The organism is Dongia sp. (genome assembly GCF_041918875.1).
Classification (GTDB): Bacteria; Pseudomonadota; Alphaproteobacteria; order Dongiales; family Dongiaceae; genus Dongia.
Genome location: NZ_JAYRUV010000003.1, coordinates 313,375 through 339,350 on the forward strand (window position 1 = coordinate 313,375; position 25,976 = coordinate 339,350).

The window sequence follows — 25,976 nt, forward strand, 5'->3', positions numbered from 1 at the left end:
GCGGCTAGCCGGGAAACCCTGCCATGATCCTGGTTTCCGCCGGGGAGACGCCGGATTGGCGCAAGGAGCGCAGGCTAGGCGCGCCGGCCCGCTTGGCCAGGCGCTGCCCGTGCGCATCCTTGAGGAGCTTATGATGGGCATAGTTGGGTGCCGGGAGGCCCAGCAGGGCCTGGAGCAGCCGGTGGATATGAGTGGCCGGCAGCAGATCCTCGGCGCGGGTTACCAGCGTCACGCCTTGCAAGGCATCGTCGATCGTCACGCAGAGATGATAGCTGCAAGGCGTTTCGCGCCGCGCCAGGACGATATCGCCAAGTTGCTCCGGTACGGCGGCGATTGTCCCAAGGCTTTCTTCGTCAAAATAAAGCGGTCCGCACAACGCTCGCGCCTTGGCGACGTCGAGCCTCAACGCAAATGGAATGCCGCTGGCCTGCTTTTTGGCAGCGATCTCTTTGGGCAAATCTCGGCAGGCACCTGGATAGACCGGCCCGTCCGGCCCGTGCGGTGCGGACTGCGCGGCCGCGATATCCTTGCGGCTGCAAAAACAGGGATAGATCACATCCATAGCCTGCAGGTGTGCAAGAGCTTCGCGGTAATCGTCGAAATGATCGGATTGGCGACGAACCTTCCCGTCCCAGTCGAGGCCGAGCCAGGAGAGGTCCTCCAGGACCGCCGCTTCATATTCCGGCCGGCACCGCGTCCGATCGATATCTTCAATGCGCAAAAGAAATCTTCCCCCCGCCGATCTCGCCCGCGACCAAGCATCCAGGGCCGAATATGCATGGCCGAGATGGAGATATCCGGTCGGGCTCGGTGCAAAGCGGGTCACTGGCTGCATCTAGGAGCCTAAGTGGGGCGGGAACATGCGATCTACAACCGCTGGAGTGCCGTCCGGCCGTCGAATTTCCAAGATTTGCGCCATCAATCGCGAATTTGGCCCTTCAAACCCTCGAACCAGGCCCTGCGAGCGCCGATTTCGGCGATTTCCAGGTCCAGCCAGGATGGTAAATGGCCATCCCCGGCCGAGACGGGGGGGTAGGCGCGTAAATCCCCCAGCCGAACGAGTTCCTTGTCGCAGGCCTCGATCATCAGATCGAGCTGCTGGCGCTGGTCGTCCGGCGCGAGGGCGGCGAAGAAATGCATCTTGAAGGCGATGATAAGCTTGTTGACCTCGCCCATTGGACCGCGGAGGCGCGTTGTCATCAAGCGCCGCAATTCTGCCCGGCCCTCAGGCGTCAGGCGCATGATCTGCGAATCAGCCGGCTGCTTGGGGTCGATCGCCTCGATGAGGCCCTCGATCTTGAATAGTTCCAGCGACGGCCCCAGCAGTTCCAGCGACGGTCCGACGATCCGGCCCACGAAATGGCGGATTTCCCGCGCCAGGTCTGCATAGCTCCGCTCGCCCTGCCATAGCAGACCAAGGGCGGCGAGGCGGATCGCTTCGGAAGGAATGAGGCTGTTGTCTTTATACATCTAAGCTCTTAGGCAAATAGTCTGAGGTTGGGGCTGATTTGCCGTTGGCTGAGCGCTTGCAACGCTTTGCTAACATGTGACGGTCAGATAATAGGGTTTAACCGTTCTCATCGGGAAGCGGAAGCTGGTCATATGTTCTTCATTACCCTCATTATCGGTTCCGCTTTGGTGCTCATGGCGATCGGCATTCATTACGAAGCCCTGCACATCGCGGCGGCATTCCTGCTCCCGCGCATCCAGCTGGTTTCGCGGCGGGCCCATGTCACGGTCGGGGTCATCGCCTGCATGGCCGCCCACACGATCGAAATATGGGGCTTTGCGGTGGCTTACTGGCTGCTGAGCTGGTCTGGCCTCAACATGGGTTTTTCAGACAATTATCGGCGCACTTTCTTGGATTACCTGAATTTCTCTGCTGAATCATATACTTCTCTAGGGTTTGGCGATGCGGAGATGCTCAGCCCGGACATGCGCCTGCTGGCGGGTATCGAGGCGTTAACTGGGCTCGTTCTCATCGCCTGGAGTGCATCCTTCACCTATTTCATCATGGCGCAATACTGGGGCAGTCGCCCGCGGCACTAGCAAGGCTGCCATACTTGGCAGCGCATTCCATACCTTGCCGGCGTTCTTCCTATGCCCGGATAGCGGTTGTGCGGTGCAGCAGGATCGGACAGAATGTCGCGCATAAGACATAGGGGTGCGAGCCGGAGACGGGGAGAATTTCCTGTTCGTAGCCAGCCAATAGGGAGGCGGAAATGAGCGTCCATGCCGGTGGAGCTAGCGAAGGTGCCGTCGTGAAGCGGTTCTCGGTTCCGGAATTCGCCGCGCGAAAGGGCCAGGAACCGCTCGTCTGTCTCACCGCCTATACGACGCCGATGGCCCAGCGCCTGGATTCACATGTCGACCTGCTGATGGTCGGCGATTCACTCGGCATGGTGCTCTACGGTTTCGACAGCACCTTGCCGGTGACGCTCGACATGATGATCCAACACGGGGCCGCTGTCTGCCGTGGTTCCAAGAAGGCGCTGGTCGTCGTCGACATGCCGTTCGGCTCCTATCAGGAAAGTCCGCAGCAGGCCTTCCGCTCCGCAGCGCGCATCATGAAGGAAACCGGCTGCCAGGCCGTCAAGCTCGAAGGCGGGCGCGATCTTGCCGACACCGTTTCGTTCCTGGTGAAGCGCGGCATTCCGGTCATGGGCCATGTCGGCTTGATGCCGCAGTCGGTGAATACGCTGGGTGGCTATCGAGCGCGCGGCCGCGGCGATCAGGAGGCGGCCGGCGTCATGGCCGACGCCATCGCCATCGCTGAAGCCGGCGCCTTCTCGATCGTGCTCGAAGGTGTCATGGAACAGATCGCCCAGGCCGTGACGGCCCGCGTGCCGGTTCCCATCGTCGGCATCGGCGCATCCTCCGTCTGCGACGGGCAGGTGCTGGTGGCCGAGGATATTCTGGGGCTTTTCAGTTCCTTCAAGCCGCGCTTCGTTAAGCGCTATGCGGAGTTGGGCCACGAAATCGAGGAAGCGGCGGAACGCTACGCCAGCGAAGTCCGCGCGCGTTCGTTCCCTGGCCCCGAAAATATCTTCGGCGCCGTCAAGAAGCACGGCTGAAGCGCCCGAATCTTCCCGCATGACAGGCATGATCATCGTTCGCCGCGTCGCCGATCTGCGCGCCCATGTTGCCGCCTGGCGCAAGTCGGGCAGCAGCGTCGGCCTGGTGCCAACCATGGGGGCGCTCCACGAGGGACATCTCTCGCTGATCCGCTGCGCCAAGGCCGAGAATGCCCATGTTATCGCGACGATCTTCGTCAATCCAACGCAGTTCGGCCCCACCGAGGACCTCAGCGCCTATCCGCGCGACGAGGCCGGCGATGCAGCAAAACTGGCGCAAGCCGGCTGCGATCTGCTCTTTGCCCCGGACGTCGCGGAAATGTATCCGCAGGGCTTTGCGACCGCTGTCGCGGTGAGCGGCCTCACCGAGCATCTCTGCGGTGCCAGCCGGCCCGGCCATTTCGGCGGCGTCGCCACCATCGTTTCGAAACTGCTGCTGCAGTCGCTTCCGGATCGCGCCTATTTCGGCGAAAAGGACTTCCAGCAGTTGCAGGTGATCAAGCGCCTCGCACTGGATCTCGATATACCGGTTGCGATCGCCGGCGTGCCGACCGTGCGCGAAGCGGATGGCCTGGCCATGTCCTCGCGCAACCGCTATCTCTCGGCGCAGGATCGCAAGGCGGCGGCATTGCTGCCGCAAATCCTGCGCGAGAGTGCCGCGTTGCTTGCCGCCGGTGGCGATGCGGCGCCGGTCCTGGCCGAGGCGGAGCAGCGCTTGCTGGCAGGCGGCTTCACCCGTGTCGACTATGTCGCCCTGTGCGACGAGGCGCGTTTGCAGCCGATTCCCCGGGCGCAACCGGGCAGCCGGCTCTTCGCCGCGGCCTTTCTCGGCCGTACGCGGCTCATCGACAACTGGCCGGTGGCTTAAGGACGCTTCAGCTTGACGATCGGCTGCACGAATTGCGGCTCGATGTCCCATGGGAAGAATATCCAGGTGTCCTGCGAGACCTCGGTGACGAACGTGTCGACCAGCGGCCGGCCCGAGGGTTTCGCATAGATGGTCGCAAAATGCGCCTTGGGCAGCATGTCGCGCACGACGCGGGCGGTGCGGCCCGTGTCCACCAGGTCGTCGATGATGAGCCAGCCTTCGCCGTTCCCCGGCGAATCCTTCAGAACCTTGATCTGACCCTGGGCGTGATCGTCGGAATAGCTTTGCATGCAGACCGTATCGATCAGCCGCACATCCAGTTCGCGCGCGATGATCGCCGCCGGCACCAGGCCGCCGCGGGTCACGGCAACGATGCCGTTGAATGGGCCTTTTTCAATGAGGCGCCAGGCCAGCGCCTTGGCATTGCGATGCAACTCTTCCCAGGATACCGGAAAGGTCTTTTGCGGGTCTGACATAGGAATTTCCCCTGGGCTGAGACTGGCCGGAACGCAGGTGCTTGGCATTGGTTCTGACCATTAGCCGAAGGCGCCGGCAGCGGCAATTGCGGATTGCGGCCGGCACCTACAGACGAGTCGTCGCGCAAGTCAAGAGGTATTATTGCGGTGCAAAAACCCTATTGCGCGCGTGGCGAGCCGGTGACAGGATGCGCCGCTTTCGAGGGGCGGGAGAGGCCCAGAACAGCAAGGGATGGAGTCTCATCTTGAGTCCGCGTCGGCTTCCACGAGAATGGAGTGCCGATGGCAACGGCCGGAGAGCCGACGGTCGGGCGCAAGATGCCACCAACACCAAGTGACCACAACAGTGCAGACACCAGATAGCCAGGGTCCGGCGACGGCTCCGAGCACCGACCATACACCGCATGGCGCTTTGGCCCCGCTGGCCATCGGCGCGCTCGGCGTTGTCTTCGGCGATATCGGCACCAGCCCGATTTACACTTTCCGCGAGGCTTTCCACGGAGCCGGCGAGGCCACGGCGAATCCCGCCCATGTGTTCGGCATTCTATCGCTGATCTTCTGGATGGTGATGATTGTCGTCAGCTTCAAGTATGCCCTGCTGATTCTGCGAGCCGACAACCAAGGGCAGGGTGGTCTTCTGGCCCTCATCGGCCTCGCCATCCAATCGGCGACGAAATCCGGGCGGCGTGAAAAATTCCTGGCCTTGGGGATTGTCGGCGCGGCGCTTTTCTATGGCGACGGTATGATTACGCCGGCCATCTCCATTCTTTCCGCCGTCGAGGGCATCGAGGTCGCGGAACCCGAGATGGCCAGATGGGTGGTGCCCATAACCATTGTCATCGTGATCGGTCTCTTTGCCGTGCAAAGCCGCGGCACAGGCGCCGTGGGGGCATTGTTCGGCCCCATCGTAATGATCTGGTTCACGACACTCGGTGTCCTTGGCATCACTCAGATCGTCCAGCACCCGGATATTCTCCTGGCCTTGTCGCCGCATTACGCGCTCTCGTTCCTGTTCCACAATATCGGCATCGCCTTCCCCGTGATGGGCGCGGTCCTTCTGGCGGTGACCGGCGCCGAAGCGCTCTATGCGGATCTCGGCCATTTCGGCCGCAAGCCGATCCAGGCGTCCTGGTTCTTCTTCGTTCTGCCGTGCCTGATGCTGAATTATTTCGGGCAGGGGGCGCTGGTTCTGGTGCACCCCGATGCGGTGATCAATCCGTTCTATCTCATGGCGCCCGATTGGTTCCTGTATCCGCTGATCGGCCTCGCGACGCTGGCGACGATCATCGCTTCCCAGGCGGTCATTTCAGGCGCCTTTTCTCTTTCCTGGCAGGCAATGCGCATGGGCGTCTGTCCGCGCCTGCTGATCACCCATACTTCGGCGCGCCATCAGGGCCAAATCTATGTGCCGCAGATCAACTGGCTGCTGATGATCTGCGTTCTCCTGCTGGTGGTCGGCTTCCAATCTTCGAGCGGCCTTGCCAATGCCTATGGCATCGCCGTCACCGGCACCATGATCATCGACACGATCATCGCCTTCTTCGTCTTCCGTGCGCTATGGAAATGGAGCCCGCTGCGCACCATTCTCATCTGCGGCTTCATCCTGCTGGTCGAAGCGTCGTTGCTGAGTGCCAGCATGCTCAAGGTGCTCGACGGCGGCTGGTTCCCGCTCCTTATCGGCGCAATCATCATCTTCATCCTGTCAACCTGGATGGACGGTCGCGGCCTGTTGGCCAAGCGGCACGGTGCCGGCTCGTTGACCGAAGACGAGTTCCTCGGTGCCCTTTCGGAACGGCATCTGAGCCGCGTGCCCGGCACTGCCCTGTTCCTCACGGCGCAGATCGACCGCGTGCCCTTCGCGCTGCTGCACAACATGCGGCACAACCGCATCCTGCACGAACGCATCGTGATGACGACCCTCATCACCGAAGCGCGCCCCTTCGTGCCCGATTCCGAGCGTATCCAGGTGCGCGAGCTGGGCCGCGGCTTCTGGCGCATCATCGTGCATTATGGTTTTGCCGACGAGCCGGATCTGCCGGCTGCGATGCGCATGGCCGCCAAGCACGGGCTCGATATGGATCCGGAGAGCGTCTCCTATTTCATCGGCCGCGAACGCATTGTGCCGCGTGCAAAGTCCGCCATGTCCGGCTGGCGCCGCTGGTTGTTCATCCTGTTGTCGGATACGGAAATCTCGGCTTCGGACTATTTCCGCATCCCGGTCGGCCGCATCATCGAACTCGGTGCCCGGACCGAGATTTAGGAACCGCAATCCAGCAGGAGCCGGTGGCATGACGCGCAAGGAATTCGACAAGGCCTGTGGCGCGCTTCCCAAAACCACCCAGGTCGTCCAGTGGGGCGGTGCCTCGGTCTGGAAGGTCGGCGGCAAGATCTTTGCCGTCTGCTCGAACTGGGGGCCAGGCGAAGGGCCTAAGTTCAGCTTCAAATGCAGCGACATGTCCTACGACCTGCTGCGCCAGCAGAAGGGCATCATCCCGGCCCCCTATCTTGCGCGCGCCAAATGGGTGCAGGTCGAGACGCCCAAGGCGCTCGGCGACAAGGATCTCAAAGCCTATATCGAGACGGCCTACCGCCTGGTCGCCGCGAAGCTGACCAAGGCAAAGCGCGCCGAACTCGGCCTGGAACTCCCCAGGCGCGCCTAATCGACCACCGTCTCCGGCTGGCGTGCCACATCTTCCGGGAAGCCGATCCGCCCCAGGCCGGGAACGCGCAGGGCCGGGCGCAGAATGTCGATGCCGAGATTGAGCCCCAGCACATTGAACTCGACGCCTTCTTCTATCCCAAGGGTCACGCCGGCAAGCCCCAGCAGCGACAGCTGCACGCCGGTCCCGCTCGGTGCCAAGGCGACCGGCTCGTCCCAGGCGCGATAATCCTTGCCAATGGCATTGGCCGGGATATCGAGGCGCAGCTCCGGCACTTCGCGCGCGACATGCGCCAGGAAGGTATTGCTGTTGGGCCCGGGCCAGCTGCGATATTGATCCTTGAACGGATAGGTCCGGATCGCCGCTTCGACCCGGTCGATCATGCGCTCGACGCCAGCGCCGCGATACTCCGCCATGATGCTGGGTTCCGCGCCGAACCACATGCCGTCCGGCAGCGCGTAATTGACTTTCAGCGCCTGCCCGCCGCCCCATCCCACGACCTCGTAGCGTGTGAAGCGGGCGGCACCGCGGCGCTTGACGATGATCCAGGGGTGGGTTGCCACATATCCGCGCCAGTTGAAGGCGCGGGCGGAATAGATCTGTACGATCGCTTCGGGCGTTTTCAGCGGATCGGGAGCAAGGCCCGATGAATGGCGTGGCGCATCGCGCCACGACCCGTCATAGGCCATCCCACGGGCGATGCTGAGTGCCAGGGGGACGAAAATCACGACCGCCAGAAACCAGAACAGCACGCGCATTCACACGCTCTCGTCCTGGGCCGGTTCGAGATAGCAGCCGCTGATGCGCCAGGAACCATCGGGCTGCCGCTCCATCATATAATGCGCGATATAGCCCCTGCCATCGGGACCAATGACAAAAACCTGCTGTTCGGGCTGGCCGTTATGGTCGACCACGGCGCGAAACTCGACTGCGCGCGGCCGGTAGACTGGGGCATAGCCCTCCTTCACCATCTCCATGAACGTCGCTGCCGAGCCGAACTTGGCCTGGAGGCCGGGCGAGGCGAAGCCAAAGGCGGCGACTCCATCATCGACCCGGAAGGCCGACATCTGGGCGGCGATAATTTGCTGGAAGCTGGTCCGATCTGTTGGACTGGGCTCCGCCCGAGCGGGGGCCAGCGTCAGGAACAGCAGACCGAGGGCGAGGGTGACGAGGCGCATGCAGACCTCCCCGTATCGATATGGCCTCTTATTACGCCGCAAAACGCCATTCGGATCGACTCCAAAAGAAAACCGGCGCCCATTTCTGAGCGCCGGCTTCCGGTTCGGGGTTGTGTGTAGAGGACTAACTGCTTCTCAGCGCACGTAAACGTGGACTTCGTTAACCTGCGCGTTGGGATCGGTCACCTGGGCGATGCCGACCCGGTCGGGCGGCAGGCCCATGTTGAGCAGCGAGCGCGACACCTTGTTGGCGTTCGTGCGGGCGATATCGCTGTTGAGCGCCACCTGGGCCGGCTGGCCCATGGCCGGGGCGACGCCGACCACGTCGAAGGCGGCGTTCGGGCGCAGTTCCAGGGCCTTGGACGTGGCCTGGTAGAGCGCCTGTTCGTAATTCACATTGGCCCGGTCGAAGCGGATGACGACCAGCGGGCGGCCAGTGCTCATGCCGGCCATTGGCGGCAGGGCAGGCTGGGCCGGCGGAGCGTAGGAGCGGCTGGCGAGCGTCGTGCCATAGACCTGACCGGTGTTCACGCTGGCGGCCAGCGTGGTCAGGTTCGAACGCTCGGTGGCCAGGAAGTTGGTCTGGCGCGAGGTATCCTCGGCCAGTTGATTCAGCAGGCGGTCGATCGACACGGTGGTCTGATTCGTCTGGTCCTCAAGGACGCGGAGCTGCCGGTGATCCTCGTCGACCGCGCCCGACACCGTATAGGCGGCGCGGATCGAGTCGAGCAGGTAGCTCGAGAAGGCGGCATTATTGGCGACGTCGTTCGACAGACGGTTCATCTGGTCGAGATCGGAACCGATCTGGTCCAGCTGATTCTGCGCCTGCTGCCACGCGGTGGTCACCATCGGATTGCCCGGGGTGGTGCCCATCTGCAGCTTGCCGTTGATGGCACCGACCGTGGTCTGGTAGCCGGCGGCGTTGCGCTCGGCACTGCCGCGCAGTTCCTGATGTTTCAGCGTCTGCTGTTGCACGGCCTGCTGCAGGCGGTTGAGATCGCTGCGAATCTCGATGACCCGGGTGCCCACCAGCGTGCCGGTCGGCTGGCCCGGCGGCACTTGCGTACCGTTCGAGACGCTTGCCCCGATCGGCGCGCCGGAAACCGACGGCGCCAGGGCATTGTTGAAGAATTCGCAGCCGCCCAAGATAAGCGGTGCGGCGGCCACGGCCGCGAGCCAGACATGTTTCTTCATGCTTGCCGAACCCCGAAAGACAGCGAACAAAAGCAAAGTCCCATACCCCCTTGCCTTGCTCAACCCATTACCCAAAAACAGTTCTTCGCAGCTTTCAGGACAAGAATCAACAGCCCAAGTCGGGTCTTGGGGGACGAAGCGTGCCAAGAGGGTCACAGGGTGGCGCGAAGGCCACAGAAAATCCCGTGGGAAACTGCGGAACGACATTGGAATTTGCACGCCTCCGATCCGCCGCGTGGCGCGCGCCGAGCTGGAGGATAGTTGTCTTTTCCCAGCTAAAACAAAGATATAGGCCCGCACCGGAAAACATTAAGGAAAGCGTGCCAAAGAACTTGCAATGCCCACCGGCTTTGGCTAGTTTCCGCCACCGTTCGGGGGCCGAAGCATCCAACTCGGCTGATGGCAACGCGATTTGCCCTCACCCACCGCGAACCGACGCACCCGTAGCTCAATTGGATAGAGCATCTGACTACGAATCAGAAGGTTGGAGGTTCGAGTCCTTCCGGGTGCGCCATTTCTCTCAATGGGTTAGACGGTAACACTCGCTGACCTTTGCAATCGGGCCGCAGGGTTTCCTCCTCACGCCGCGTTGCGTTCCGCCGTCGGGAAGACCAGCGAGAAGGTTGAGCCCCTGCCCGGTTCGCTGCGCACTTCCAGATCGCCGTCGTGCAGATTGATCAGGCGTTTGGTGATCGAGAGGCCGATGCCGGCGCCGCCTTTTTCCTTGGCGTAGACATTGCTGCTGGCGAAGGGCTCGGCGATCGTCGGCAGCCGCTCCGGCGCGATGCCGATCCCGGTATCGGTCACGCTGAGAATGAGGCCGCCGTCGCGGCTCGCCTCGGTACCGATATGGATACTGCCGAACCTGTGTGAAAACTTGATCGCGTTGGAAAACAGATTGATGAGCATCTGCTTGACCGCCCTCCGGTCGGCCGTCAGCGTCGTGCCCGGCGCGATACCCGTCGTCACGATCAGATTCATCTCCGCGACCAGCGTCGAGAGCATGGTTCTCACTTCCTCGACAAGGCGGGCAAGGTCGACGGGCTCGCGTTCCAGCCGGTAGTGGCTGGATTCCATACGCGAGAGGTCCAGCACATCGTTGACGATCTCGAGCAGATGGTGCCCGCTCTGCTTGATCACGTGGCCGTACTCGGTATAGCTCGGGTGCGAATGCGGTCCGTGGATCTGATGAATGATCAACTCGGCAAAGCCGATGATGCCGTTGAGCGGTGTGCGCAGTTCGTGACTCATATTGGCCAGGAACATGCGCTTGGCCTCGATGGCGCTCTGTGCTGCCGTCAGCGCCATCTGCAACTCCCGCTGCTGGCGCGTCCGTTCGGTCGTGTCGCGGAAGAAACCGACCAGGCGCTGCGTCCCGTTATAGGTCACTGGCGAGGCCGATATCTCGACCATGGCATGTTCGCCATTGGCTCGCTCGATGACGCCGTCAGGCACGACCACGCGGCCCAGTTCGATATGTTCGCGGAAGGTCTGGCGGAACCGGTCCCGCATCTCTTCGGGATGGAGGTCCGCCTGATGCTTGCCAATGAGATCCGCCACGCTGCAGCCGAAGAGGGACGCGGCGGCGGCATTCACTTCCGTCAGGCACCCCGTCCCTGGATCGGCGATGAGGATGGGTTCCGGCGATCCTTCCAGGATGGCGCGGTACTTCATCTCCGACGCAGCCAGCGCCTCTTCGCGCAGTTTCTGCTCGGTCACGTCGCGCATGATGACGAAGGTGGCGCTCTGCCCTTGCCACAGCCCACGCACGATGGTCGCTTCGGCGGGGAAGCTGGAACCGTCCGCGCGCTGTGCCAGTATCTGTCGGCGCTGGTGCATCAACAGCGCCCGGGAATCCGATTGCTTGAAATTGTCGACCAGTTCGCGATGCTGCCCGCGGAACGGGCGGGGAATGAGGATGTCCAGTCGCTGTCCGAGGACGTCCGATGACGTATAGCCGAAAGCCCGCTCGGCACTCGCATTGAAATAGATGATGAATTGGCCGGCATCGATGGCGATCACGGCCTCCGGCATGAAGGCCAGAACGTCTTCCAATCCCCCGTCCACAATCCCCTCGCCCCGCTGTTGAATTCTTGAGCGGATATATATCGTGCGGCGGAAATCAGCCCCGTCCGCCGAAGTTGAGGGATGTTAGGAAATATGAGGCTGAGCGAATATTGCTAATAATGAAACCTAAGTGTCCCATCCTTTTCGCGCGAGAAGAGGAATAACTTCAAACTTAATGCTGGTTCCGTGCGTATGTGGGCGCTGCCCTTTCGTGGAATTTTCGGCCACCGTACCTGGGATACTATCAAAATATTGACCTTTCAGTATGTTAGGTGATAGAGAGCGCCGGCTAGAGAGCAAAAGACGGGTGGCCGGCCCGATAGAGCGGCGCCCTGCTGGCAGAATTCCGGTAAATTGAGGCGACTTGGCGTGGCGCGTTGGGGCAAGCGGTCTCCGGCCCGCGCGCGCCGAAATGTGTCGCTATATGGATTGTGCATGGAACCCGCGAAGCAGCTTTTTTCGCATCGGAAGTATTGGGCGCACCGCTTCGGCACGGCGCCCTTCCTGCCGATGTCGCGTGCCGAGATGGACGAGCTTGGCTGGGATTCCTGCGACGTCATCCTGGTGACGGGCGACGCCTATATCGATCATCCGAGCTTCGGCATGGCCGTGATCGGCCGTCTGCTGGAGGCGCAAGGATTCCGCGTCGGCATTCTCTCGCAACCGGACTGGCAGAGCGCCGAGCCGTTCAAGGCGCTGGGTCGGCCCAATCTTTATTTCGGCATTACCGGCGGCAATATGGATTCGATGGTCAACCGCTACACGGCCGACCGCCGTCTCCGACATAACGACAGCTATACGCCTGGCGACGAGGGGGGCAAGCGCCCGGATCGCGCCGTCATCGTCTATTCGCATCGTTGTCGCGAAGCTTACAAGGACGTGCCGATTGTGCTCGGCGGCATCGAAAGCTCGCTCAGGCGCATCGCGCATTACGATTACTGGTCGGACAAGGTGCGCCGCTCGGTCCTGGTCGACGCCAAGGGCGACATTCTGCTTTACGGCAACGCCGAGCGCGCCGTCGTCGAGGTGACCCATCGCATCGCCAAGGGCGACAAGCCCGCGGACCTGGCCGATCTCCGCGGCGTCGCCATCATGAAGGATCGCGTCCCCGACGGCTGGGTCGAAGCCCCCGCCAACGACCTCGACGACGCCGCCGAAGGTGCCCGGCGCCTTGAGGGCGACACGGTGGTGCGCCTGCCGTCCTTCGAGCAGGTCGAGAAGGATCCGGAAGCCTATGCCCGCGCCTCGCGTGTGCTGCACCGGGAAAGCAATCCGGGCAATGCCCGCGCGCTGGTGCAACGCCATGGCAATCGCGAGCTCTGGGTCAGTCCGCCGCCCGTTCCGCTGACGACACCGGAAATGGATGCGGTCTTCGAACTGCCCTATGCGCGCGCGCCGCACCCTTCATATGGGGATGCGAAGATCGCTGCCTGGGACATGATCCGCTTTTCGGTCACCATCATGCGCGGCTGTTTCGGCGGTTGCTCCTTCTGCTCGATCACCGAACATGAAGGCCGTATCATCCAGAACCGCTCGGAAGGCTCTATCCTCAAGGAAATCGAAAGGATCCGCGACAAGACCAAGGGCTTTACCGGCATCATCTCCGACATCGGCGGACCTACGGCCAACATGTACCGCATGGCCTGCAAGGACAAGCATACCGAGGAATTGTGCCGCAAACCTTCCTGCGTCTTCCCGGATATCTGTCCCAATCTAAACACCAGCCATGAAGCGCTGATTCAACTCTATAAGAAGTCGCGCGACATTCCCGGCATCAAGAAGGTGATGGTGGCGTCCGGCGTGCGCTACGACCTTGCCGTGAAGAGTCCGGCCTATATCAAGGAACTGGTGGCACACCATGTCGGCGGCTATCTGAAGATCGCCCCGGAACATACCGAAGCCGGCCCGCTTTCCAAGATGATGAAGCCCGGTATCGGCGCCTACGACAAGTTCAAGGAACTGTTCGACAAGGCCGCCAAGGAGGCGAAGAAGGAATACTTCCTCATTCCCTATTTCATCGCGGCTCATCCGGGTACGACGGATGAGGACATGATGAATCTTGCCCTATGGCTGAAACGCAATAAATACCGCGCTGATCAAGTGCAGACCTTCCTGCCGTCGCCGATGGCGCTCTCGACCGCCATGTATCATTCCGGCTTCAACCCATTGCGGCCGATCCGCCATGGCGGATCGGAGCCGGTTGAAACGGTCAAGGGGTTGAAGCAGCGCCGCCTGCACAAGGCGTTCCTGCGCTATCACGATGCGGAAAACTGGCCGCTGCTGCGCGAGGCCCTGAAGAATATGGGCCGCGCCGATCTCATCGGTCCCGGCAAGCACCAGCTGGTGCCAAACTGGCAGCCGGCCGGCACCGGCCTTGCCGGTGGCGAGGGGCGGCGCCAGGGCCGCAAGCATGGCACGCAGACCTTCACGACGAAGGGCGTTCTAAGGCGTCGATGAGCTTCTGCAGCAGCTCGCGCCACTCCGGTGGAAGCGGTTCCTCGATCACGCGCGAATACTGGCTCTTCAACTGGCGAGCAAACCAGCGCTCGCTCTTCGCATCGTCGGGGTCGTTAATCTGAACGCGGTAGATCATGATGCGCGATGCCTAACATCCGCAGGCCGCACTATGCCGGCCAGTGCGTCCCGACCAGAAACAGCGCATAAGCCGATGCTGCCGCACTCGCCAGGTAAAAACCGATCGTCTGAGCCATGACCGCCATCCTCCTGCCTCGTCGATAGTGGCCCGATCCGAAGTTATGTGATCCAACATCATCTAAATTGGCCGTCTTCCCACCCACTGGCGCGATCCAGCGGGCGGGCCATTGCCAGAACCCTTACTGCCAATAGGGCGGCACGCCGAAATGGCCGTGCAGACGCTTGCCCCATTCCGGGTCGATATTGTTGTTGTCGGCATAGACAGGTGTCCGGCGCAGCACATCGTCCTCGGCATCGACCACATAGCCGCCAAGATCGGTGTTGTAGCTAAGCACGTTCCAGGGCAGCGCGCGCCGCTCCGAACCGATGCCGAGAAAGCCGCCGAAGGTGACGACGGCATAGGCGACCTTGCCGCTGCGCTTGTCGATCATGACGCTTTCGACTTCGCCCAGATTGTCGCCGCGGCGGTTATAGATATCGGTGCCCTGTACCTTGTCGGCCGAGATCAGGCTGCCGGTCTCGTCCTTCTTCAATGTCTCCTGGGTCTCCCGGCGGTCTTCCATCGCGGATTGCATCGGTCGCCTCCTCAGCTGGGTTGGATGCAGCCCTAACAGAAGATGGCCGAGCTTTGTTCCAGGCGGCGAAAAGCGGAGAAAATGCCCTCAGCCGCGCCGCCGCAACGTCCCGGCCAGCGCCAGCGCGCCGACATCGCCCGAGCCCTCCTCAAGGATGCACCGGTCCTCATCCTCGACGAAGCGACCTTGCATGTCGACGCCGCCAACGAGCCGGCCGTGCGCCGCGTACTCGATCTGCTGCAGGCGGCACGCACCACCATCGTCATCGCGCATCGCCTCTCGACAATCCGCAATGCCGATCTCATTCTTGTGCTCGATGCCGGCCGTCTGGTCGAATGCGGCGATCATGCGGAACTCATGGCGCGCGGCGGGCTCTATGCCAGATTGGTATCGCGGCAAGTATCGGCGGCCAGGGCCGCCGCCGCGCAATAGACGGAAAAGGCGCCGAGGCGTGCCGGGTCGGAACGCTGCCAGGCGCCACTGTTTCACGTGAAACCATGGGACGCGGTACAATACAATCCGCTTTCCTCCGCCCTTGAAAATTGCCATGCTCCGCCGGCGCGGAGGAAGACAAGCAGCGGATGACGAAAGCAAAGACGATCCTTGTCCTCGGCGGTACCGGCGAAGGCATGGCGCTGGCCGAAGCGCTGCAGGCTATTCCCGACATCCATATCGTCTCATCGCTGGCCGGCCGCGTTGCCAACCCGAAGCTGCCGCCGGGCGAAGTTCGAATCGGCGGTTTCGGCGGGGCGGCCGGGCTCGCCGCCTATCTTCGCCAGAACAAGGTTGCCGCCCTTATCGACGCAACACATCCGTTCGCCCGCCGCATGGGCTGGAACGCGGCGGAAGCGGCGGCGGAAGCCGGTATTCCGCTTCTGCGCCTCGAACGGCCGGCCTGGTCACCGCAAGGCGGCGACCGATGGATCGCGGTGGACGATTGGGGCCAGGCGGTGGATATCCTGCGCAGATCCGCGCGCCGTGTCTTCCTGGCGCTTGGCCGGCAGGAACTGGCACCCTTTGCGGCGCTCGACGGGATTCACGTCGTGATCCGCTCGGTCGAGGCGCCGGATGCCAGTCTTCGCTTCGCCGATGCCGAACTCGTGCTGGCACGCGGGCCGTTCAAGCTCGACGACGAGCGCGCCTTGCTGCAGACACGCCGCATCGATCATCTGGTCTGCAAGAACAGCGGCGGCGATGCGACCGACGCGAAGCTGCAGGCTGCCCGCGAACTGGATATCACCGTCATCATGCAGCGCCGGCCCCCGCGCCCCGATGTGCCGGCCGTCTCCAGCCTTGCCGCGGCGCTCGATTGGGTGAGGGCGCTTTAGCCCGGTTTCGTGCCGTACCAGCGCGGCGTATAGACCCAGTCGTTGCCGTCCGGCCGCTTGATCCGCCGTGTCATCGACGAACCGACGATGACGACGGTACGCATGTCCACCATTTCCGGCGTCAGTTCGCCCAACGTCACGCTGGTGACGCGCTCCGCCGGCCGCCCGATATCGCGTCCCAGCACGACTGGCGTTTCCAGTTCGCGGTATCGCCGCAGCAGATCCAGCGCCTCGCCCAGCTGCCAGGGCCGCGCCTTTGAAATCGGGTTGTAGAAGGCCATTGCGAAATCGCCCGACGCCGCATGCGCCAGCCGATCGAGGATGACCGGCCAGGGTTTCAGATTGTCGGAGAGCGAGATGATGCAGAAATCATGCCCCAGCGGCGCACCGATGCGTGACGCAGCGGCCATTGCCGCCGACACACCCGGCAGCACGGCCAAGTCGACGCCATGCCATTCCGGCTTGTCGGTATCGTCGAGCGCCTCCATCACGGCGGCAGCCATGGCGAACACGCCGGGATCGCCCGAGGAAACGACGACGACCGACCGGCCGGTCGCCGCCAGTTCGAAGGCATGACGCGCACGCTGCAATTCCTCGCGATTGTCGGTCGCGTGAACCGCTTGCTCCGGCCGCAACGGCCCCGCCATTTTCACATAGGTCTCGTAACCCAGTATATCCTCAGCCTGGTCGATCTCGCGCCGCGCGGCGGGCACCATCATGGCGGGATCGCCAGGCCCCAGACCCACGACGGCCAGGCGTCCGCGCCTGCGCCCGACTTCCTGCACATCCTCGGGGGCGGGCGCCACGGCAATGGCCAGCTGTTCGATGGTCAGCGACAGGATCGGTTCCGGCACGGCAGCCAGGGCCAATTGTTCAGCCGTGTCGGCGGCGGCGAAGCGCAGCGGCACATTGAACGCGGCAGCGGCGCGCGCGATATGCGGATCGGCAAGATCGCGCGCGCGGGCCAGCAGCAAGGCCAGCGAATGGATCGACAGCTGCGCCTGCGCCAGCGCCGCCAGAATTCTGTCAGCCAGACCCGGTTCGCCCCGGCCGAGGCCGATGACGATATTGCGTGGATGGAACAGCAGTTCATCGGCACCCGGCATCACATCCTGATGCGTGACGCGCGCGACGAGGCTGCCGGCTGGATCGATCGGCAGTTTCGCCGCCGCGAACCAGGGTGCCTCGCCCTCGACCCGCATCTTGGCGCCGGCCAGCAGGTTCGAGATGAAGGTCTTTCCGTCAGCCGGGTTGCGCAGCAGATAGCCCGCCGGCGGATTGATGAGGCAGGTGCCGAAGCGAATTTCGCCCGTCGTGGTGATCGCGGGCGTCGTGCCGAGCGCCGCGCCGATCTGGCGCGCCAGCAGGTTGACGCCGCTCAATCCCCCAAGCAGCGGCACGACCGCGCTGCCATCCTCGGCGACCGCGAGGACCGGCGGCTCGGCGCGCTTGTTCTGCAGCAAGGGGGCCAGCGACCGGATGACGATCCCCGCCGCGCACAGCGCCACGATCGGCCGATCGGCCTCGTAAAGGCCGCGCAGCGTCTCGCCGAACGCGTCGAAGGCGATATCGGCCCCGTTCACGCGCGCGGCCAGGCCATGGATTTCCGAACCCGGCAACGCGGCCTGGATACGCCGCGCGGTGACCAGCGATCCTTCACCCAGGATGACGATGGCGGCAGCGTCGCTCACGATTGCCATTTCTTGCCGGGAACGAGCACGATTGAGAAATAAGGAGCGCTCTTCGGATCGACTTCGAGCAGCGGCACGATCTTCTGGTTCCCCATCGTGGCGCGCTCGACATAAAGGGCGCGGTCGGCAAGGCCCAGTTCCGTCACCACCCTGCGCACCTTCGCGAAATTGGTGCCGAGCTTCATGATCGCCGCGGCATCCATGTCGACAAGGCGCCGTTTCAATTCGTCTTCCGGCAGCACGCCAGAGAGGATGCCGAGACTCTGGTTGCGATAGACCAGCGGCGCGCCCAGTACCGACGCGGCACCCAGCACTGAACATACACCGGGCACCACCTGCGTCTCATAGCGCTGGGCCAGCCGGTCGTGGATGTACATGAACGAGCCGTAGAAGAAGGGATCTCCTTCGCAGATCACTGCCACGTCGCGGCCCGCATCGAGATGTGTCGCTACTTCCGCGGCCGATTGGTCGTAGAAGTCGCTCACCAGCGTCTCGTAATCGAGATGGTCCGGCAGCTTTTCCGTCGTCACCGGATAGATCAGCGGCAAGGTCTGCTGCTCCGGTTTCAGATAGGCCTCGACGATGGTGAGCGCATTGCCCCTCTTGCCCTTGGCCGCCAGATAGGCGACGACCGGCGATTGGCCCAGCAGGCGCACGGCCTTCACCGTCATCAGTTCCGGATCGCCGGGCCCCACGCCCAGGCCGAAAAGACGTCCCCGTTTCGACATCATTCCTTCTCCGTGGCCAGCGCGTTGACGGCTGCTGCTGCCATGGCGCTGCCGCCGCGACGGCCACGCACGATGACGAAGGGCACGCCGCGATTGTTGTCGGCGAGCATGTCCTTCGATTCCGCCGCACCTACGAAGCCCACGGGAAAGCCCAGGATCAGGGCGGGCTTCGGGGCGCCTTCGTCGATCATTTCGAGGAGACGGAACAGGACGGTCGGCGCATTGCCGATCGCCACCACCGCGCCGCCCATCTTCTCGCGCCACAATTCCAGCGCCGCCGCCGAGCGCGTATTGCCCATCGATTGAGCCAGTTCCGGGACGCGCGGATCGTAGAGGGTACAAATCACCTCGTTATCGGCCGGCAGGCGCGATCGCGTCACACCGTCCGCCACCATCCGGCAATCGGCCAGGATCGGCGCCCCGTCCGCCAGCGCCTTGCGGCCGGCGGCACCGGCACCGGCGGAAAAGCGCAGGTCCGCAATGATATCGACCATGCCGGAGGCATGCGCTACCCGCACGGCGAGCTTTTCAAGATCGGCCGGAATGCCGGTAAGGTCCGCCTCGGCGCGGATGATGGAAAAGGATTGGCGATAGATTTCCTGCCCATCGCGCTCGTAATTGATCATGCCTTCTCTCTTTGCATCGGCAGCCTGGGCATCAGCAGCCTGGCTGCCTGTTCGATAGTGAGGTCCCTGCCCACCCGCTCGCCAAATCCCGCCATGGGCCCGTCGCCCCCCGTCGACTCAGCGGCCGCAAAGAGGTCGTAGCGGCCCGGTTTCAGGCCCAGCAGGGTGAAGGGGGCAGGGCGGGGGGCGGCGCAGGATTTGCTGCAGCCGGTCACGTGGATGCCGAATATGGGCGTGCCCCAGCCGTCGATCTCCGCGGCCAGCGCCAAGGCGTCGGCCTTGGTGTCGGTCAGGCCCGATCTGCACCCCGCGCCGCCGGCGCAGGTGACGGTTGCGGCCAGCGTCCGGTCGGGCCGCGTGATGAAACCCAATTCTTCCAGCCGCGCCGCTGTATTGGCCAGCGCATCCTCGTCGATGTTGGGCAGCAATACGCTCTGCCAGGGCGTCATGCGGATCTCGCCGCCGGCGACATCCGTTGCGAGTTCGGCAAGGTCCAGCAGCATGCGCGTGGGAATGCGTCCCAGCGGTGGCACGGCCCCCAGGGCGAAACGCCCATCCACCTGCCGTCTTGCACCGATATGACCCAGCGCCATCGGTTCCTCGCGCCGCCAGTCGGAAGCCGCGCGGACCGGGCAGGGCAAGGCGGCTGCCATTGCTTCCGCACGCCGGCCAACCAGCAGGTGCCGCATGCGCGTGACCTTCTCGCCCTTGGCATTGGTCTTGCCGATCTCGGCCACGAACAGGTCGAGCAGTGCAAACAAAGCGCGCTCCGCATCTCCCGCTGCGACGGCACCGGCCGGCTTCTCGCCCGGCACGCCGGCAAAGCCGAAGGCGAAGGTCTCACCATCGATGGCGGAAAACCAGATGTCGTTGGGATGAGCCGCCATGGCGACGGTTTCGCCGCCGTCGATCTGGACCGAGAATTTCGGCGACAGCGCATGATAGCGCGGCTCGTTCTCCAGCCGCGTCAGCACCCGGTCGGCAAGATCGCCGACATCAAGCGGTGCGTCCGGATCGAGGCCACAAAGCGGGCTGACCATCACATTACGAACATCGTCGGCGCTGCTGCTCCCGGGGGCGAGGCCCGCTGCGGTCAGTCCCTCGATCACGGCATCCTCGCTGCCGGCGCGGACACCGCGGATCTGCACGTTGGCGCGGTTGGTGGCTTCGATTTCCGGATGGCCGAAGCGGTCTGCAAGACCGGCCAGCGCTCGTGCCTGCGCGGCGTTCAGCCGGCCGCGCGGCAGCTTGATGCGGCAGATGCCGCCATCGAGCGAGGGCACGATGCGATAGAGGCCCGGACAGGCAAAGCGGCGGTCGCTGACAATCAAGATGGCACCGGCACGAAACCGTTGCGGCGAATGGGCCCGACCTTGCCGGTCATAAGCCACAGCATCGATACGCCCCGACCGATGCATCCAACCGCAACCCCTATCCCCGGCAGGTCTCCTGGCTTCGCGGGTCGCCGCCCGGTCGCCGCCTTCCCGGACCCGGTGGTCCAGTGGCTCTCTGCGAAAGGCTCGCCGCGCACAGTTGCGGGGGCAGCCATGGCTGGCTGGGCTCCGCGCCCGAACCTCCCATGTTCCCTCTTAGGCCCCAAAGGGGCACCGGTGAATGGCCCCGTTCTATAGGAGCGGGCCGCCGGCTGGAAGCGGATTCTGGGCGGCTTTCCGCCGCGCTCAAGCTTGCCGCAGGCGCCGGCTTGGCTTAATGGAGGCAGCGAACACGCCCTTATTCCAACGGGATAGATTGATATGCCAGCCTGGCTCACCGTGATCGGCATCGGCGAAGACGGGATCGAGGGGCTGGGCGCCCCGGCGCGGGCGGCCCTCGGCCAGGCCCGGATCGTCTTCGGCGGCGCCCGCCATCTGGCCCTGATGCCCGCGGCGATCGGGGCCGAGCGGCGCGCCTGGCCAAGCCCCTTTTCGGAAGCCTTCGAGCAGGTGCTCAGCCAGCGCGGCCAGCCCGTCTGCATCCTCGCCAGCGGCGACCCGATGTTCTACGGCATGGGGGCAAGCCTCAGCCGCCATCTCGGGCCGGACGAAATGCGCGTCATCCCCGCACCATCCTCCGTCTCGCTCGCCGCCGCCCGCATGGGCTGGGCGCTGCAGGAGGTGGAGATACTGACCATCCACGGCCGCCCGCTGGAGCTGATCAACCGCGCGCTCTTCGACCGGGCGCGCCTGCTCATTCTCAGCGAGGACGGCTTCTCCGCCGCCAACGTCGCGCGGCTGCTGAGCGCGCGTGGCTTCGGTCCCAGCCGCATCGCGGTTTTCGAGCATCTGGGCGGCTCCAGGGAAAATCGCATCGACGGCAGCGCCGAAAGCTGGCGCGCCGGCGAAACGGCGGCGCTCAACCTCCTCGCTATCGAGCTCATCGCCGGGCCCGACGCCAGGCCACTCTCGACTCTTGCCGGCCTGCCCGACGAGGCTTTCCGGAATGACGGCCAGCTCACCAAGCGCGATGTGCGCGCGGTAACCTTGGCGCGCCTCGCCCCGCTCCCGCGCGAATTGCTGTGGGATGTCGGCGCCGGCTGCGGATCGATAGGCATCGAATGGATGCGCGCGCATCCGACCTGCCGCGCCATCGCCATCGAAGAGAATGATGGCCGCCGGCAGCTCATCCGCGCCAATGCCGATACGCTGGGCGTTCCCGGCCTCGACCTGGTGGCCGGCGCGGCGCCACAGGCGCTCGCGGGGCTTGCGCAGCCGGATGCAATCTTCATCGGCGGCGGCGTCACCGAGCCCGGCCTGCTGGAAACCTGCTGGGCGGCGCTGAAGCCCGGCGGCCGGCTGGTCGCCAACGCGGTGACCGTCCAGAGTGAAGTTCTGCTCATCGCCTGGCAGGAGAAGATCGGCGGCGAACTCACCCGGATTTCCGTGTCGCAGGCCAGGCCGCTGGGTGGCTTCGATGCCTGGCGTGCCGCATTGCCGGTGACAATTCTTGCCGTCAGGAAGCCTAACTAATTGAAAGATCGAAAAGAACAATCTGAAATGATACGCTTGTTCAAATAATATAAAGATATACTTATATCTCGTTTCTGTTATCCTCTGTGGCAAATGATCTCACCCGAGCTCAAGCCATGAGGGCGCAAGGATGAACATGATCGAGAGCCAGGGACCTAAATACCCCGCCCGCCGGACCGACCTGACGGACCGTCCCGGCCGCGCGTCCGATCTGGCGGTGAGCTTCGAGTTCTTCCCGCCCCGTCAAGCGGAGCTTCTGCCCGCCTTCTGGGATGCCGCCGCCGATCTCGCGACCCTGGCCCCGCGCTTCGTTTCCGTCACCTATGGCGCCGGCGGTTCGACCCGCGACCAGACGCGCGAGCTGGTGACGGAAATTCAGGCGCGCTGCCAGGTGCCGGCTGCGGCGCATCTTACATGCGTCGGCGGTGCGCGTGCCGAGACCGATGCCATCGCCGATGCCTACTGGCGGGCTGGCATCCATCGTCTCGTCGCCTTGCGCGGCGATCCCAGGGAAGGCATCGCCGCCGGCTATCGGCCGCATCCCGATGGCTATGCCTATGCCGACTCCCTCGTGGCGGGACTTGCGCGCCTGCATCCTTTCGACATCAGCGTGGCTGCCTACCCGGAAGTGCATCCGCAGGCTTTGAGCGCCCAGGCCGATCTCGATCATCTGAAGCGCAAGGTCGATGCCGGAGCCACGCGCGCCATCACGCAATTCTTCTTCGATGTCGATTGCTACAAGCGTTTTCTCGAGCGCGCCACGCGTGCCGGCATCAATGTGCCGATCGTGCCGGGCATCCTGCCCATCCGCAATTTCGCCCGGACGGTGACGATGGCGCAAGCCTGCGGCGCGCATATCCCCGCGCATATCGGATCGCGCTTCGAAGCGCTGGCCGACGATGCCGATGGCCGCCTGCAATTCGCCCAGGAAATCGCACTCGGCCAATGCCGGGCCCTGTTGCGCGCCGGTGTGCGGCATTTCCATTTCTACACGTTGAACCAGGGCGAGATGGTGCGCGATATCTGCGCCGAACTCGGCCTCGTTTCGCCCCTGGCGGGATACCGCTGAAGCGGGATTGCCTTTGAGCGCTCAACCTGATTTCATCCCTGCCTCTTATGCGCATGTATAACAGGCAGGGATGCGATGACAGCGACGGCGCCGGACCTCATTCTCACCCATGGCGATATCCGCACGATGGACGCCCTGCAGCCGCGCGCCGAGGCGCTGGCGGTGCGCGACGGTCGTATCGTCGCAATCGGCGGCAATGACGAGATTGCAGCCCTCGCCAACGGCCGCACGAAGAAAATCCATGCCGGCGGCAAGCTGGTCCTGCCCGGCTTCCAGGACACGCATATCCATCTGCAGGACAGCGGCACCGGCTTCTCCAGCAGTGTCAACCTGGAACGTGCGCGTACCATCCAGGAGCTGCAGCAGATCATCCGCGACTATGCCAAGACCACCAACGATCTCTGGGTGCGCGGCACTGGCTGGTATTCCGGCATTTTCGGCGCGCACAATCTCGACCGCCATGCGCTCGATGCCGCCGTGCCGGACCGGCCGGTCTATATCTACGCCTCCGACGGCCACAATGCGGCGATGAACAGCAAGGCCTGCGAACTCACCGGCCTCGATGCCAGCGTGGCCGATCCCCATGGCGGTTCCTTCGTGCGCGACGAAAAGGGCGTGCCGACCGGCCTCATCTACGAAGACGCCATCGACTGGGCCCGCGCGCGCATGCCCAAGAAGGAACTCGACGCCTACACCAAGGGCGTGCGCTACGGCCAGGAGCTCTGCAACAGGCACGGCATCACCGGCGTGCTCGATGCCATGGTGGCCGAGCGGCACATGAAGGTCTATCGCGGGCTCGAGGAAGCGGGCGAACTCAGCGTGCGTCTGCGTGCCACGGCCAAGGTCTATCCGGAAGAATCCGTGAAGGATGCGCTGGGCCGGCTGGAAGCGCTGCGTCGCGACTACCGTTCAGAAAACATCGCCGTGCATTCGGCCAAATTCTTCCTCGATGGCGTCCTCGAAAACCGCACGGCGGCGATGATCGAGGATTATTCGGACGCCATCGGCGGCAATGCACCGATCATGTTCGACGAGGATCATCTGCGCGAGCTGTTCATAGCCTTCGATGCGGCGCGCTTCCAGCTTCATATGCATGTCATCGGCGACCGCGCCACGCGCGTGGCGCTCGACCGCATCGAAGCCGCACGCGTGGCGAACGGTGCCTGGCCCAGCCTCCACCAGCTGGCGCATGTGCAGGTCATCGATCCGGCCGACATTCCGCGCCTGCGCCAGCTCGGCGTCGTCACCAACATGCAGCCGCTCTGGGCGCGCTGCGAGCCCTCGGTGAGCGACGTGGCGCTGCCCTTCATCGGTGCCGAGCGCGGCCGCTGGATGTATCCCTGGCGGACGATCGTCGATAGCGGCGCGCTTTACGCCGTCAGCAGCGATTGGGGCGTTTCGACCTTGAACCCGTTCCCGATCATGCAGACGGCGGTGACGCGCCAGCCGGCCCATGTGTCGAAGGATTTTCCGGTCTTTGAAGCGCAGGAACGCATGAAGGTGGAACAGGTCGTGCGCGGCTATACGACACTGGCAGCCGCCGCGGCCTGGCGCGCCGACGAAACCGGCTCGCTGACGCCCGGGAAGTATGCCGACATCGTCATCCTCGATCGCGACATCTTCACTGTCGATCCATATGCGATCGGCGAGACTGAGGTTGAACTCACCTTGCTTGGCGGCCGGGAGGTTCATCGCGCCGAAGGGTTCGCCGGCTGACCTTGGCTGAGTTGTTAACGCCGCGGTAATGATGCGGCGCGAAAAACGCCTGCGAACGCATCGGGCCGCATTATTTGCCGCCCGTCGGCCGGCGAATCGAGCCGATATCGTTTGCGGTTCGCCACCGCTCTTCGTATCCTTTTTCCATTGGCGCAAGACGGCCCGCGCCGACGGAGGAAGGCATCATGTCGGATGACGACAGGATCGATCACCGGCGTCACCGGCGCTTCCGTTACGACGGGACCGCAATGCTGGTGTTCGACGATTCCGACCACCGCCGCACCCTCGCCATCACCAACTATCGCAACATCTCGCAAGGCGGCGCCTGCATTCTGACGCCCGATGTGAAGGGCTTCGCCGCCGGCGACCGCATGTATCTGATGCCAGAACGCTATCGCCGCAAACGCGAAGCCGTCGTCGTCGATCTCGGCGCCGGCCGCTTGCACCTCGAAATTCCCTCAGCCCAGGCTCTCAGCGAATTCGAAGTCGCCGAAATCCTCGAACAGATCAACCGCGTCAACAAGGCGGAGTGAGCGCCTCGTCAGGCATGCCTCGTCATGCATGTATGTCGGCGAATGCCGACATTCGTCGACGGGGAATGACGAGTGAGCGTCGAAGGGATATCTCGCGCTAAACCGGACAGCCGTGGACATGGCCCGGGGATGACGCAATGGGACGGTACTGAGTGAACGCGTTCGGCCTTACCGAACGATGCTTGAAATGATGATCGCACCCGGAAACGCCATCGCGATGTGCGATTGGCTGACGCGCACCACCGTGGCGATGGTGGGGCCAACCTTCGGCAGATCGAGCGAGACCTTGTCGCCGACGGCGACGGGTCCGCTGGTTTCGATCAAGGCACCGCCTTCGGAAATATCGACCAGCCGGCAGGTCACGCGCGCACCCTTGATCAGGACGTCGGTCGGCAGATTGACCACATAACGTTGGGCGCGGCGGCGATCGCCATGCTCATCCGTGTCTTTCTGCAAGTCGCTCATCATCTTGTTCCAATCCCCTTCGCTCCGGCCGGGTTGCTCTCGTTCCAAGCCTGCGCCGCAGTGAACATCGCCTATCCCCCCGGATAGTCGCTGCCCGACGATCGACC

General features: G+C 63.7%; 26 protein-coding genes, 1 tRNA gene and 1 riboswitch. Of the genes, 13 read left to right on the plus strand and 14 right to left on the minus strand.

Annotated elements, in window-relative coordinates; all coding sequences use genetic code 11:
• Nucleotides 1–4: 4 nt before the first annotated feature.
• Entirely contained in the window at nucleotides 5–835 is an 831-nt protein-coding gene (gluQRS, locus tag ACE3TY_RS05145) for a tRNA glutamyl-Q(34) synthetase GluQRS (protein ID WP_374651515.1), read from the minus strand.
• A gap of 83 nt (nucleotides 836–918) precedes the next feature.
• Nucleotides 919–1,470, minus strand: coding sequence for a hypothetical protein (locus tag ACE3TY_RS05150; protein ID WP_374651517.1), 552 nt, complete (start codon nucleotides 1,468–1,470; stop codon nucleotides 919–921).
• A gap of 132 nt (nucleotides 1,471–1,602) precedes the next feature.
• Here ACE3TY_RS05150 and ACE3TY_RS05155 point away from each other — a divergent pair, with 132 nt between their 5' ends.
• From ACE3TY_RS05155 to panC, 3 genes are all read left to right on the plus strand, one after another.
• Entirely contained in the window at nucleotides 1,603–2,049 is a 447-nt protein-coding gene (locus tag ACE3TY_RS05155) for an ion channel (RefSeq protein WP_374651519.1), read from the plus strand.
• 173 nt (nucleotides 2,050–2,222) lie between these two features.
• Complete coding sequence (gene panB / locus ACE3TY_RS05160; RefSeq protein ID WP_374651521.1) at nucleotides 2,223–3,074, plus strand: 3-methyl-2-oxobutanoate hydroxymethyltransferase; 852 nt, start codon at nucleotides 2,223–2,225, stop codon at nucleotides 3,072–3,074.
• A gap of 19 nt (nucleotides 3,075–3,093) precedes the next feature.
• A complete protein-coding gene (panC, locus tag ACE3TY_RS05165) occupies nucleotides 3,094–3,942 on the plus strand; it encodes a pantoate--beta-alanine ligase (protein WP_374651522.1) in 849 nt (282 codons plus the stop codon).
• Here the strand turns inward: panC and gpt are convergent.
• The gene (gpt, locus tag ACE3TY_RS05170; RefSeq protein WP_374651524.1) at nucleotides 3,939–4,418 is read right to left on the minus strand and encodes a xanthine phosphoribosyltransferase; all 480 of its coding nucleotides are present in this window, start codon (nucleotides 4,416–4,418) and stop codon (nucleotides 3,939–3,941) included. The genes panC and gpt overlap by 4 nt on opposite strands.
• 346 nt (nucleotides 4,419–4,764) lie before the next feature.
• Here gpt and ACE3TY_RS05175 point away from each other — a divergent pair, with 346 nt between their 5' ends.
• On the plus strand, nucleotides 4,765–6,678 hold the full coding sequence (locus ACE3TY_RS05175; RefSeq protein WP_374651526.1) for a potassium transporter Kup: 1,914 nt from the start codon (nucleotides 4,765–4,767) through the stop codon (nucleotides 6,676–6,678).
• Between the two features lie 28 nt (nucleotides 6,679–6,706).
• Nucleotides 6,707–7,078, plus strand: coding sequence for an MmcQ/YjbR family DNA-binding protein (locus ACE3TY_RS05180; protein WP_374651528.1), 372 nt, complete (start codon nucleotides 6,707–6,709; stop codon nucleotides 7,076–7,078).
• Here the strand turns inward: ACE3TY_RS05180 and ACE3TY_RS05185 are convergent.
• The 3 genes from ACE3TY_RS05185 to ACE3TY_RS05195 all read right to left on the minus strand — a co-directional run bounded on the left by ACE3TY_RS05185 (nucleotide 7,075) and on the right by ACE3TY_RS05195 (nucleotide 9,450).
• On the minus strand, nucleotides 7,075–7,836 hold the full coding sequence (locus tag ACE3TY_RS05185; protein WP_374651529.1) for a DUF3750 domain-containing protein: 762 nt from the start codon (nucleotides 7,834–7,836) through the stop codon (nucleotides 7,075–7,077). The two genes, ACE3TY_RS05180 and ACE3TY_RS05185, sit on opposite strands and share 4 nt — an antisense overlap.
• Nucleotides 7,837–8,256: a DUF4864 domain-containing protein gene (locus ACE3TY_RS05190; protein ID WP_374651531.1), complete on the minus strand. Its 420-nt coding sequence runs from the start codon at nucleotides 8,254–8,256 to the stop codon at nucleotides 7,837–7,839.
• A gap of 135 nt (nucleotides 8,257–8,391) precedes the next feature.
• Complete coding sequence (locus ACE3TY_RS05195) at nucleotides 8,392–9,450, minus strand: hypothetical protein (RefSeq protein WP_374651533.1); 1,059 nt, start codon at nucleotides 9,448–9,450, stop codon at nucleotides 8,392–8,394.
• Between the two features lie 437 nt (nucleotides 9,451–9,887).
• On the opposite strand from ACE3TY_RS05195, the gene ACE3TY_RS05200 reads away from it, so the two are divergent.
• Nucleotides 9,888–9,964: transfer RNA gene (locus ACE3TY_RS05200), tRNA-Arg, on the plus strand.
• A 65-nt stretch (nucleotides 9,965–10,029) separates the two neighbouring features.
• Here ACE3TY_RS05200 and ACE3TY_RS05205 read toward each other — a convergent pair.
• Nucleotides 10,030–11,505, minus strand: a complete 1,476-nt coding sequence (locus ACE3TY_RS05205; protein ID WP_374651535.1) for a PAS domain S-box protein — start codon at nucleotides 11,503–11,505, stop codon at nucleotides 10,030–10,032.
• Between the two features lie 447 nt (nucleotides 11,506–11,952).
• On the opposite strand from ACE3TY_RS05205, the gene ACE3TY_RS05210 reads away from it, so the two are divergent.
• A complete protein-coding gene (locus tag ACE3TY_RS05210; protein WP_374651537.1) occupies nucleotides 11,953–13,974 on the plus strand; it encodes a YgiQ family radical SAM protein in 2,022 nt (673 codons plus the stop codon).
• On the opposite strand, the gene ACE3TY_RS05215 is transcribed toward ACE3TY_RS05210, so the two are convergent.
• Together ACE3TY_RS05215 and ACE3TY_RS05220 are read right to left on the minus strand one after the other, a co-directional pair.
• Complete coding sequence (locus ACE3TY_RS05215; RefSeq protein ID WP_374651539.1) at nucleotides 13,943–14,110, minus strand: hypothetical protein; 168 nt, start codon at nucleotides 14,108–14,110, stop codon at nucleotides 13,943–13,945. The genes ACE3TY_RS05210 and ACE3TY_RS05215 overlap by 32 nt on opposite strands.
• A 241-nt stretch (nucleotides 14,111–14,351) precedes the next feature.
• Nucleotides 14,352–14,747, minus strand: coding sequence for a PRC-barrel domain-containing protein (locus tag ACE3TY_RS05220; protein WP_374651541.1), 396 nt, complete (start codon nucleotides 14,745–14,747; stop codon nucleotides 14,352–14,354).
• An 81-nt stretch (nucleotides 14,748–14,828) separates the two neighbouring features.
• Here ACE3TY_RS05220 and ACE3TY_RS05225 point away from each other — a divergent pair, with 81 nt between their 5' ends.
• Nucleotides 14,829–15,179 (plus strand): ATP-binding cassette domain-containing protein, encoded by a 351-nt coding sequence (locus ACE3TY_RS05225; protein ID WP_374651543.1) that lies wholly within the window; start codon nucleotides 14,829–14,831, stop codon nucleotides 15,177–15,179.
• Nucleotides 15,180–15,328: 149 nt separating this feature from the next.
• Nucleotides 15,329–16,075, plus strand: a complete 747-nt coding sequence (locus tag ACE3TY_RS05230; RefSeq protein ID WP_374651544.1) for a cobalt-precorrin-6A reductase — start codon at nucleotides 15,329–15,331, stop codon at nucleotides 16,073–16,075.
• On the opposite strand, the gene cobJ is transcribed toward ACE3TY_RS05230, so the two are convergent.
• Genes cobJ through cobG form a run of 4 tightly spaced genes read right to left on the minus strand, consistent with a single transcriptional unit; the run spans nucleotide 16,072 to nucleotide 20,451 of the window.
• On the minus strand, nucleotides 16,072–17,766 hold the full coding sequence (gene cobJ, locus ACE3TY_RS05235) for a precorrin-3B C(17)-methyltransferase (RefSeq protein ID WP_374651546.1): 1,695 nt from the start codon (nucleotides 17,764–17,766) through the stop codon (nucleotides 16,072–16,074). The genes ACE3TY_RS05230 and cobJ overlap by 4 nt on opposite strands.
• Nucleotides 17,763–18,497 (minus strand): precorrin-2 C(20)-methyltransferase, encoded by a 735-nt coding sequence (locus tag ACE3TY_RS05240; RefSeq protein WP_374651548.1) that lies wholly within the window; start codon nucleotides 18,495–18,497, stop codon nucleotides 17,763–17,765. The genes cobJ and ACE3TY_RS05240 overlap by 4 nt, the downstream gene beginning before the upstream one ends.
• Nucleotides 18,494–19,120, minus strand: a complete 627-nt coding sequence (locus ACE3TY_RS05245) for a precorrin-8X methylmutase (protein ID WP_374651550.1) — start codon at nucleotides 19,118–19,120, stop codon at nucleotides 18,494–18,496. Before ACE3TY_RS05245 ends, ACE3TY_RS05240 begins: the two co-directional genes overlap by 4 nt.
• Nucleotides 19,117–20,451 (minus strand): precorrin-3B synthase, encoded by a 1,335-nt coding sequence (cobG, locus tag ACE3TY_RS05250; RefSeq protein ID WP_374651552.1) that lies wholly within the window; start codon nucleotides 20,449–20,451, stop codon nucleotides 19,117–19,119. Before cobG ends, ACE3TY_RS05245 begins: the two co-directional genes overlap by 4 nt.
• Before the next feature lie 90 nt (nucleotides 20,452–20,541).
• Nucleotides 20,542–20,747, minus strand: a riboswitch (cobalamin riboswitch).
• Nucleotides 20,748–20,874: 127 nt separating this feature from the next.
• Between cobG and cbiE the strand changes: the two genes are divergently transcribed.
• The 4 genes from cbiE to ACE3TY_RS05270 all read left to right on the plus strand — a co-directional run bounded on the left by cbiE (nucleotide 20,875) and on the right by ACE3TY_RS05270 (nucleotide 25,404).
• The gene (cbiE, locus tag ACE3TY_RS05255) at nucleotides 20,875–22,086 is read left to right on the plus strand and encodes a precorrin-6y C5,15-methyltransferase (decarboxylating) subunit CbiE (RefSeq protein ID WP_374651554.1); all 1,212 of its coding nucleotides are present in this window, start codon (nucleotides 20,875–20,877) and stop codon (nucleotides 22,084–22,086) included.
• Nucleotides 22,087–22,222: 136 nt separating this feature from the next.
• Nucleotides 22,223–23,155 carry a methylenetetrahydrofolate reductase [NAD(P)H] gene (gene metF, locus ACE3TY_RS05260; protein WP_374651556.1) on the plus strand — a complete coding sequence of 311 codons (933 nt, stop codon included), beginning with the start codon at nucleotides 22,223–22,225 and terminating at the stop codon, nucleotides 23,153–23,155.
• Nucleotides 23,156–23,230: 75 nt separating this feature from the next.
• Nucleotides 23,231–24,871 (plus strand): amidohydrolase, encoded by a 1,641-nt coding sequence (locus ACE3TY_RS05265; protein WP_374651558.1) that lies wholly within the window; start codon nucleotides 23,231–23,233, stop codon nucleotides 24,869–24,871.
• 185 nt (nucleotides 24,872–25,056) lie between these two features.
• Nucleotides 25,057–25,404, plus strand: coding sequence for a PilZ domain-containing protein (locus ACE3TY_RS05270; RefSeq protein WP_374651560.1), 348 nt, complete (start codon nucleotides 25,057–25,059; stop codon nucleotides 25,402–25,404).
• Between the two features lie 168 nt (nucleotides 25,405–25,572).
• Here ACE3TY_RS05270 and ACE3TY_RS05275 read toward each other — a convergent pair whose 3' ends face one another.
• Nucleotides 25,573–25,872: a PilZ domain-containing protein gene (locus ACE3TY_RS05275; protein ID WP_374651562.1), complete on the minus strand. Its 300-nt coding sequence runs from the start codon at nucleotides 25,870–25,872 to the stop codon at nucleotides 25,573–25,575.
• Nucleotides 25,873–25,976 lie beyond the last annotated feature (104 nt).